This is a genomic window from Pseudomonas sp. HMWF021 (assembly GCF_003061005.1).
GTDB lineage: Bacteria > Pseudomonadota > Gammaproteobacteria > Pseudomonadales > Pseudomonadaceae > Aquipseudomonas.
This window is the reverse complement of record NZ_QAIK01000007.1, coordinates 2,953-11,876: the sequence shown is the minus strand read 5'-3', so window position 1 is coordinate 11,876 and position 8,924 is coordinate 2,953. Positions and strand designations below refer to the sequence as shown.

Genomic DNA, 8,924 nt, shown 5'->3' with positions numbered 1-8,924 from the left:
GCGATCAGCCGTCCGGCTTCGTCGTAGCGGTATTCGGTCACGGCACCGAGCGGCCCTTGCTCGGCAATCAGGCGGCCCTGAGCGTCATAAGCCTTGAGATGTTCAGCGCCATCGGCCTGGACCTTGCGCACCAGTCGCGCGTGGTCATCGTGGACGTAGGTCTCTACGCTGCCATCGACGTAATGCACCGTGACCCGGCCGCTGCCGTCCCAGACGTAGCGGGTGTCCATCTGCGAGAACGAGGCCCAGTGGCGCACGCAGCGCGCGGCCTTGCCCGAGCGCTCCCATTCCCAGAAGAAACTCGCGCCACCGGTCAACTGCCGCTGCAGGATGACGTGCTGATCGTCGTAGTCGTAGCGCTCGCTGTCACCGACCGCGTTGGTGGCTTCCAGCAGGCGCTGGCGGGCGTCGTAGCGATAGCTGGCGAGGGTCTGTTCGGTGCGCCAGCCATCGCCTGCCAGCACCTGGTAATCAACCGCGACCAGATGCGCGCGGTCGTAACGCAACAACAGCGAGCGCCCGGCCCCGTTATCCAGGCGCTGCACACGCTCGGCATAATCGCGATGCAGCGTCAGCCGATTGCCATGCGCATCACTGACTGCCACCAGCCGGCCCGCGCGAAAGTGATAAAACCGCGCCGTATCCCCCGCCAGCGCGAGGATCAATTCCTCCGGCTCATCCCCGAGAAAAATCGCCGCCCGCGACAGGCTGTTGTGAATCGCCGGGCGCTCAACACTGGGTAGCGGAAACCGTGTGCGGCGGTTTTCGTGATCGACCCAGACCACTGCATCGCCATCGAACTCCAGCCGATGCGCCAGCGAATGGCTCCAGCCAAACCCCAGCCCGACATCGATCTCCACCGCGCTGGTGCGGTACAGCCGGGTGAACTCGAACGGCAACACCCCATCGAGCGTGCCATCGCTCAGGGTCAGCAGTTCTTCACCGGTAACCATCGACACCGGGCAGCCGTTGGTGCAGGTCAGCGGCGCGCAATCGGCACTGTCGCCGTTGGGGTTTTTGGCTTGATCGGGAGCGTTATCGTGATGCTCGTTTTGCTTCAGGGCGGTATTGCGCTTCGCATCCCAGCGCAACTGCATGCGACCCTTTTTAACGCCGGCAGCAACGCCCCGCGCTGCGACGGTTTTGTACTGATCGACATAATGGATGAACGTGTTGACGATGCCGAAAATCGACTTGACCAGGCGCTTCGCAACCGAAAGAAGCTGGGCGGCGCGATCTGCCAGGCGAAGCGTCAGATAAGCGATCCCTGCGCCAGCCCCGACGAATGTCAACACAACGCTGATCAACACATCGATCAGCACCTGCACGATCATCATCGACGCCGTTTCAGCGGTTTTTCCGGCGATCTGGCTGGGCGGCAACATCTCCAGCCAGAGACTCGCACTGCGCAGCAGCAAACACAGCGCCGCCTCATCGCTGACCAGCAACTGCAGCTTTTGCATGACATCCGGAGCTGATTCTGCGAGGCGGATCAGATCGGCCGCGCCGCTTCCAAGGCGTTCGCCAAACGCCCCTGGATCCTGCAGAATCTCCGACAGCATGCCGATGCTGTCCCATACCCCCTCGATCGCCGCCCAACTCCCGGCGAGCATGCCGTTGCCCGCGGCTGTCGCCACCGACTGCGACCACTGCGGCTTGAACACCTGCCACTCGCTGCGCAACCAGTCATCGAGTTCACGCGTCAGTCCGTCATAGGCGGTAAACAGATCGTTGATCTGCTCGGAGGTGACCTCGCTGCGGACATGAACCCGGTAGAACTTGCCCTCCTCGCCAGTGAATGAGCCTTTACCCTGCGCATCCAGCGTGACAGGCGTGATCTTTCCACCATCCACCGCCACCACATCAACCACGATGTCGCCCAGCGGAATGTCGTACACCGACTCGAACTTGCTCTCGATCGTCATCACCCCGCCCTTCGGGCACTGGACGACGCTGGAGAAGAAATCGTTGTCGCCTGTGCTGACAGCGGTGACGCGATCACCGAAGCGGATCACCCGCTCCATGCCCATCAGCGACGGCAGATCTGCCGCGTGACTGACCTGGTCGGCCGCACTGCTGAACCAGTGTTCAAGCTGCTGGCGATAGAGGTTGAGGGTGTCGGGGAAGCTGTCGAGTTCCTGCTCGATACGGCGGACGGCTTCCATCAGCGCACACAACGATGCGGGGTGGAATGAAAAACCGGGTCAAACATGAGCGTTCCCTCGCGCAGAAATTAGGCGCGGGGACTTTGCGGGGGATTAATCAGGAAAGAAGTCAGGCAAGTAGGCGTTTGCTGTAGGACCAATCTGCAAAAGACCGATTACTACAAAACGTATAGCGATAAACGCAAACGTGGCGTGAAGTTTCCCTCACGCCACGTTTGTCGGACCGACACAAATGGATTTACTGCGTTGAATCCCGAGCGCTCAATTCTTTGAGTTTGAGCTCGGCCAACGGGTGGCCGGCCTTGGCGGCCAAGGTCCACCAGCGCGCCGCTTCTGCCGGATCCGGTGCCTTGCTCGCACTGCCCGCCAGGCTGATCACGCCAACCTGATAGGCCGCTTTGCCATCACCGGCGAGTGCCGCCAGACGCAACAGCCGTACGCCTTCTTCGCGGGCACCCAAGCCTACACCGCGAAACGTCAGAATGTGCCCGTAAAAGCTTTGCGCGCCGACATCGCCGAGGTTGGCCATACGCGCAAACTGCCCTTCGAGCCAGCGCCAGCCTCTGGGCTGGCGGACAAACCACGACCAGTGAAACAGCCTACGGGCCAACCAGTAACTGGCCGACGCCTTGAGTCGTAAAAACACTAGGCCTCCGCCGATTCCGGGTACTCGTATTCGAAGACCCTGACCACTTCCGACGCATGCCAGGAAGCAGCCGCCACGCCATCGGATGGCCCGGAAAAACGTCCCAGACGTTCAACGCACTCAAAAAAACCGGTACGTGGCAGACGACTTGCACCCTGGCTGATCACCAGTGAACTGCGCAATGGCTGCTCGGCCTTGGCGTCCAGTGCAGCCAGATGTTCCAGTGCGGCGGTCAGTGTCTGCATCGCCGGTGTCGGCAGTTGCAAACGTTCAAGCAAGGCTCGGTAGGTCAACAGATGGCGCTGTCTGCGCGCCTGATCCAGCTCCCCCAGCAATCCGTCCCAATGTTGACGACTGATGCGTACGCTCACGATTCATCCCTCCAACCGGGCACCGTCAGTTCCCAGGCCAGGCTGCGGCGAATCGCGGCGTCAGGCTGACGCTCGCCACTTTCGATCATGGCCAGATAAGACGGGCTGATGCCTACCGTGCGGGCCAGCGCCTCGATGGCGATGCCCTTCCCTTCGCGCAAACTGCGTAATTGATCCAGACCTGGAAGAATCGGGTCCGGCGATGCTGCGACCGGCGCTGGCGCCTGCTGTTGCGGTGTTTCCTTGATGCCTGCTGCTTTCAGTAGAGCCTGATACTGGACCCATGGCAGAACCGCGTATTCGGGTTCGCCATCGCGTGCAATTATCTGAATATCCATGACTACCCCGTAGGACAACAACACTTAGCGAGTCAGCACTTTTCCCTAGAAGTGTAATCCTAACAGCGGCCAAGGTCGCGGGGGGTATCTATCTGTGTGCAGGCAAGGTGAATCAGGGCTTTTTCGGGGCCTGAAGCTGAAGTTGCTCGGGGGTATCAGGAAGACGTTCGACCACCACGAGTTTTTCCGGCCTCTGCCGGTCGCGCCAGAGTCTGAAAGCACTGAGCTCGTCGTCGAGGGTTTTCATCACCCACGCCAGAACAGCGATGTCATCGAGCATGCCGAATACGGGGATGAAATCCGGGATCGCATCCACCGGGCTGAGGAAATACATCAGACCCGCCACCACCGAAACGATGGCTTTCGGACTGATCGCCCGATATTCGCCACGCCAGTAAGCCAGACACAACGCCTGAAGCAAACGCAGATCGTCCTTGAGCTTGCCCAGCCGATTGCCCTGCGCGGCACTTTTGCTTGCCACTGCAAACAACAGGGTTGGCAAACGTCCACGGGCCAGCAGTCGTCCCGCCAGAGGCAGAAACCGGGCGAAATTCCACGGAGCTTTCATCTATTTCTCCCGTTGAAATGTTATCCACACAAATTGTGGATAACCTTGTGAACAGAGCTGCATTTCAGCGCTGAAAGCCCCGTTTCATAAGGGCTGCGCTCAGATCGGGCGTTTTTTACTCACATAAAAAACCCCAATATTTCATTGACTTGGCGGCTCAGGGCGTCTAGCGCTGGCGGCCTTAATCTCTAGGACTGCTGCCAGCGGCATCCGTTCGCTCTGTTTACCCTCGCCATCCTCCAGATGCAACAACGCCCCGCATAAGCGAGGCGTTGTTGGCGAAGCCGTTACCGATTACTTGGCAGCAGCAGCGTCTTCTTTGCTCGGATCCTTGATGGCCAGCAGTTCCAGGTCGAAAACCAGAACCGAATTGGCCGGGATAGCCGGGCTTGGCGATTGCGCGCCATAGGCCAGATCGCTAGGGATGTACAGTTTGTACTTCTCGCCAACGTGCATCAGTTGCAGACCTTCAACCCAACCCGGGATCACGCCGCTGACCGGCAAATCGATCGGGCTGCCACGTTCAACGGAGCTGTCGAACACGGTACCGTTGGTCAGCTTGCCGGTGTAGTGAACGGTCACTACGTCAGTCGGCTTGGGCTGTGGGCCATCGGCTTTCTTGACCACTTCGTACTGCAGACCGGAAGCAGTGGTGGTGACACCAGGCTTCTTGCCGTTTTCTTCGAGGAATTTCTTGCCGGCAGCTGCCGACTCTTCGCTCATCTTGGCCATGCGCTCTTCGGCACGCTTTTGCAGCGCGGCGAAGGCTTCGACCAATTCTTCATCCTTCAGCTTCTGTTCTTTCTTGCCGACGGCATCTTCGATGCCCTGGGCTACCGCTTTGGAGTCCAGATCATCCATGCCTTCCTGAGCAAGGCTCTTGCCCATGTTCAGGCCGATACCGTAGGAAGCTTTTTGCGCCGGGGTTTTCAGCTCTACGCTGGTCTGCGAATCACAACCCGCGAGGACCAGGCTAACCAGGGCAACCGCCGCCGCCAACCGATGCTGTTTCATGCTATTTCCTTGTTCATGCGCCGAAAGGGCAATCGAGTAAAGCCGCGAGCTTATCAGGCCGCCACGACCAATGGCTACCGGCATGAGAGCAGGAAACGTCCGATAAGTTCAGGGATTAAAACGCATTCGGGCAATGCGACGATGAAGCTTCTGTCATCTTGGCCTGACAAAGGCAGACGAGACTTCCTACGACAGTTGGCGTAATGGCCACTTGCCGCACCCCAACGGCTCAGGCATAACAGCGCAACAACTCGACAAGGATGTTTATCTTGCGCCTCTTATACCGTGTACTGATCCTGATCATCGTGCTGCTGGGCCTGGCCCTTACAGTCATTTTGTACTATGTCGCCAACCCGAAATTGCCGTTCTACACCCCCGCCCGACAGGTGCATTACCTGAACCAGTGGAGCGCTGAAGAACGCCAGACCTACTACTTCACCCCGCAAGGCACGCAAGTCAAAGGCCTGCGCTACGAATGGTTCCAGGCGCTGGAACTGCCCTTCTCACAGGAGCGCTTCGCGTCCCCGGAATACCTCGCACGCTTCGGTTTTCTGATCGATCCGCAGCAGAAGGCCACGTCGAGCAACCCCGGCAATCTGCCGGTCGGCTTCGCCCGCCATCAGAATCCTGGCGGCACCGAACAATTTCTCGATATCACCTGCGCCGCCTGCCACACCGGCGAATTGCGTTTCAACGGCCAAGCCGTGCGGATTGATGGCGGCTCGGCGCAACATGTCCTGCCTTCCAGCGTTCCTACCTTGCGCGGAGGCAGTTTCGGACAGGCCTTGGTCGCCAGTCTGACCTCGACTTACTACAACCCGTGGAAATTCGAACGTTTCGCTCGCAATGTGCTGGGCAACGACTACGACGTGCGCCATGAACAACTTCGCAAGGACTTCAAGCATTCGCTGAACACCTTCCTCAAAGTCGCCTGGAACGACACCCATCGCGGCCTCTACCCGACCGAAGAAGGCCCGGGACGCACCGACGCCTTCGGCCGCATCGCCAACGCCACCTTCGGCGACGCGATTTCCCCCGCCAACTACCGCGTGGCCGACGCTCCGGTGGACTACCCGCAACTGTGGGACATGTGGACGTTCGACTGGGTGCAATGGAACGGCTCGGCGCAGCAACCGATGGCGCGCAACATCGGTGAAGCGCTGGGGGTCGGCGCCACGCTGAATTTCTTCGACAACAACGGCCAGCCGCTGCAAGGCGACGCGCGTTATGCGTCCAGTGTGCGCGTGCGTGATCTGCACAAGATCGAAGAAACCCTGCAACGCCTGCAACCACCCGCCTGGCCGGAGGAGGTGCTGGGAGCTATCGACAAACCGCTGGCCGCCAAGGGCCGAGCGCTGTTTGCCGAAAACTGCGCCGGTTGCCACGTGCCACGCAAAACTCAGGAGGGTGAGCGCTGGGTGCAGCATTTGCACATGCTGCCAGTAGACGTCATCGGCACCGATCCGAATGCCGCGACCAACATCGCCAGCCACCGTTTCGACCTGACGCCGCTGCAGTGGAACCTGAAGGAACTGGAGCAGATGGATGTAAAGCTGCATCCGACGCCAACTGAACCACTGGATCTGAGCCAGCTATCGGTGGCCAAGGGTCTGGCTTACGTCACCGCTTTCGTCGAAAACCGGGCCTATCGCGAGGCTGGCGTCACCGCGCAGGAGAAACCGCAGCTCGATGGTTTCGGCCTGCCGATCGGCGTACGCGAAAAACTTGCCTACAAGGCCAGGCCATTGGCCGGTGTCTGGGCCACCGCGCCGTTTCTGCACAACGGTTCGGTGCCGAGCCTTTATCAGTTGCTGTCGCCGCAGGATGAACGCGCCGCCACCTTCTATAAAGGCACGTTCGAGTACGATCCGCGCCACTTGGGTTACCGCACAGAAGCTTTCACTAATGGCTTTTTGTTCGACACGCGCATCAGCGGCAACCACAACAGCGGCCACGAATTCCGCGCTGGCGAGCGGGGTAATGGCGTGATCGGTCGACTGCTGCAACCAGAAGAACGCTGGGCCTTGCTGGAGTACCTCAAAGTGCTGGGCGGACCGCTGGAGGCGCAATTGCCATGATGATCAATTCGTACAAAAAACCGTCGATGCCTGCCCGCATCTGGCTGTGGCTGGGACGACTGCTGGGCAAAACCCTGCTGGTTTTATTGGTTGTCGGCCTGCTGGGCTGGGCCGTTGCCAGCGCATGGTTCGCCTGGCAACACCGCGGCCCGGTGTCGGCGCAGGAACAGATTCCCGCCGGTGAAGCGGCCATGACCCAGGACGTGATCCAGACTGCCGTACGCATCGTCGATCAACACCGCGAAGGCACGCGTTACCTGCGCGACGCCCACGCCAAGGCCCACGGATGCGTGAAAGCTGAAGTAACGGTATTGCCGGAACTGACGCCAACGCTGCGCCAGGGCGTCTTCAGCGAACCGGGCAAAACCTGGCAGGCGTTGATTCGCCTGTCCAATGGCAACGCCTACCCGCAGTTCGACAGTATCCGCGACGCCCGGGGCATGGCGATCAAGTTACTTGATGTGCCCGGCAAGCCGTTGCTCGCCGACCGTCAGGAGCGCCACGAGCAAGACTTCGTGATGTTCAGCCACCCGAATTTCTTTGTCAGCGATGTCGCCGAATATCGTCAGAATGTGGCCGCTCAAGCCGACGGCAAGAAGATCATGGCGTTTTTCCCCGGTTGGGATCCGCGCACCTGGCAGGTCCGCCATTTGTTCATCGCGCTGGCAACCTTGTCGCCAGCACCGGAGAGCCCGACCGCGACCACCTACTTTTCGGTATCGCCTTACAAATTTGGCGAGGCCAATGCCAAGTTTCGCGTTGCGCCGGATCCGGACAACTGCCCGGCCTACACCCTGCCCCCGCAAAATCACGACCTGCCGAATTTCCTGCGCAGTGCGTTGAATCAGCAGTTGTCCACGGATCGGGTGCCGGCGTGTTTTGTGCTGCAGATTCAGCGACAGGATGCGAACACCTACATGCCGATCGAGGACACCAGCATCCAGTGGCGCGAGCAGGATTCAGCGTTCGAAACAGTCGCGCGGATCACTCTGCCTGCGCAGGACTTCGACACGCCTGCGCTGAATCTGGCGTGCGACAACCTGTCGTTCAATCCGTGGTTTGGTATTGAGGCGCATCGGCCGATCGGCGGGATCAACCGCTTGCGCAAAGCGGTGTATGAGGCGGTAAGCGATTATCGCCATAGCCGCAATGCCGAACAGTAAAAATCACCCCCCCTGTAGGAGCTGCCGAGTGAAACGAGGCTGCGATCTTTTGATCTTTGCAATCAAGGTCAAAAGATCGCAGCGTGCCGCAGCTCCTACAGGGGCGAACGAGTGATTTCACAAATCGCAGACAGCAAAAAGCCCGCACTAGGCGGGCTTTCTGTGGTGACCTGGCGTTCAGTGGGTCCAGGTGACCGAATATGGCGCAGCGGACGGGACTCGAACCCGCGACCCCCGGCGTGACAGGCCGGTATTCTAACCGACTGAACTACCGCTGCGCGAAACGCTTGAAACGAATGGTGGGCGATGACGGGATCGAACCGCCGACATTCTGCTTGTAAGGCAGACGCTCTCCCAGCTGAGCTAATCACCCTTCGCTTCGTTACGGGGCGCATTATGCCACAAGTTTTCGTAATGTGTTGATTTAATTGAAGTTTTTTTCAAAAAAATCCGAAAACCGGTGAAACGACACAAACCCGATGGAACAAGGTACAAACTTGAGACAGAAAAAAACCCGCTTAGGCGGGTTTTTCCGTGGTGACCTGGCGTTCAGTGGTCCAGGTTACCGAATATGGCGCAGC

Annotated in this window: 8 protein-coding genes and 2 tRNA genes; 2 read left to right on the top strand and 8 right to left on the bottom strand. The window is 59.5% G+C overall.

Annotated elements, in window-relative coordinates:
- From DBR18_RS00540 to DBR18_RS00515, 6 genes are all read right to left on the bottom strand, one after another.
- A partial coding sequence (locus DBR18_RS00540) for a DUF6531 domain-containing protein (RefSeq protein ID WP_146188719.1) occupies positions 1-2,165 on the bottom strand: 2,165 nt, incomplete at its 3' end.
- 238 nt (positions 2,166-2,403) lie between these two features.
- Positions 2,404-2,811, bottom strand: coding sequence for a sel1 repeat family protein (locus tag DBR18_RS00535; RefSeq protein WP_108588869.1), 408 nt, complete (start codon positions 2,809-2,811; stop codon positions 2,404-2,406).
- Positions 2,811-3,182, bottom strand: a complete 372-nt coding sequence (locus DBR18_RS00530; RefSeq protein WP_003223109.1) for a hypothetical protein — start codon at positions 3,180-3,182, stop codon at positions 2,811-2,813. The genes DBR18_RS00535 and DBR18_RS00530 overlap by 1 nt, the downstream gene beginning before the upstream one ends.
- Positions 3,179-3,520 (bottom strand): helix-turn-helix domain-containing protein, encoded by a 342-nt coding sequence (locus DBR18_RS00525; RefSeq protein WP_108588868.1) that lies wholly within the window; start codon positions 3,518-3,520, stop codon positions 3,179-3,181. The genes DBR18_RS00530 and DBR18_RS00525 overlap by 4 nt, the downstream gene beginning before the upstream one ends.
- 112 nt (positions 3,521-3,632) lie before the next feature.
- Positions 3,633-4,088, bottom strand: a complete 456-nt coding sequence (locus DBR18_RS00520) for a YkvA family protein (protein ID WP_108588867.1) — start codon at positions 4,086-4,088, stop codon at positions 3,633-3,635.
- 294 nt (positions 4,089-4,382) lie between these two features.
- The gene (locus tag DBR18_RS00515) at positions 4,383-5,102 is read right to left on the bottom strand and encodes an FKBP-type peptidyl-prolyl cis-trans isomerase (protein ID WP_108588866.1); all 720 of its coding nucleotides are present in this window, start codon (positions 5,100-5,102) and stop codon (positions 4,383-4,385) included.
- 269 nt (positions 5,103-5,371) lie between these two features.
- Here DBR18_RS00515 and DBR18_RS00510 point away from each other — a divergent pair, with 269 nt between their 5' ends.
- A complete protein-coding gene (locus DBR18_RS00510) occupies positions 5,372-7,180 on the top strand; it encodes a di-heme-cytochrome C peroxidase (protein ID WP_108588865.1) in 1,809 nt (602 codons plus the stop codon).
- Entirely contained in the window at positions 7,177-8,343 is a 1,167-nt protein-coding gene (locus DBR18_RS00505) for a catalase family protein (RefSeq protein WP_108588864.1), read from the top strand. The genes DBR18_RS00510 and DBR18_RS00505 overlap by 4 nt, the downstream gene beginning before the upstream one ends.
- Positions 8,344-8,544: 201 nt before the next feature.
- Here the strand turns inward: DBR18_RS00505 and DBR18_RS00500 are convergent.
- Together DBR18_RS00500 and DBR18_RS00495 are read right to left on the bottom strand one after the other, a co-directional pair.
- Positions 8,545-8,621: transfer RNA gene (locus DBR18_RS00500), tRNA-Asp, on the bottom strand.
- Positions 8,622-8,640: 19 nt separating this feature from the next.
- Positions 8,641-8,716, bottom strand: a tRNA-Val gene (locus DBR18_RS00495).
- Positions 8,717-8,924 lie beyond the last annotated feature (208 nt).

Excerpts from the sequence above, each read along its gene's own strand:
- DBR18_RS00525 (WP_108588868.1), bottom strand. The coding sequence starts at position 3,520 with ATGGATATTCAGATAATTGCACGCGATGGCGAACCCGAATACGCGGTT.
- DBR18_RS00520 (WP_108588867.1), bottom strand. The coding sequence starts at position 4,088 with ATGAAAGCTCCGTGGAATTTCGCCCGGTTTCTGCCTCTGGCGGGACGA.
- DBR18_RS00515 (WP_108588866.1), bottom strand. The coding sequence starts at position 5,102 with ATGAAACAGCATCGGTTGGCGGCGGCGGTTGCCCTGGTTAGCCTGGTC.
- DBR18_RS00505 (WP_108588864.1), top strand. The coding sequence starts at position 7,177 with ATGATGATCAATTCGTACAAAAAACCGTCGATGCCTGCCCGCATCTGG.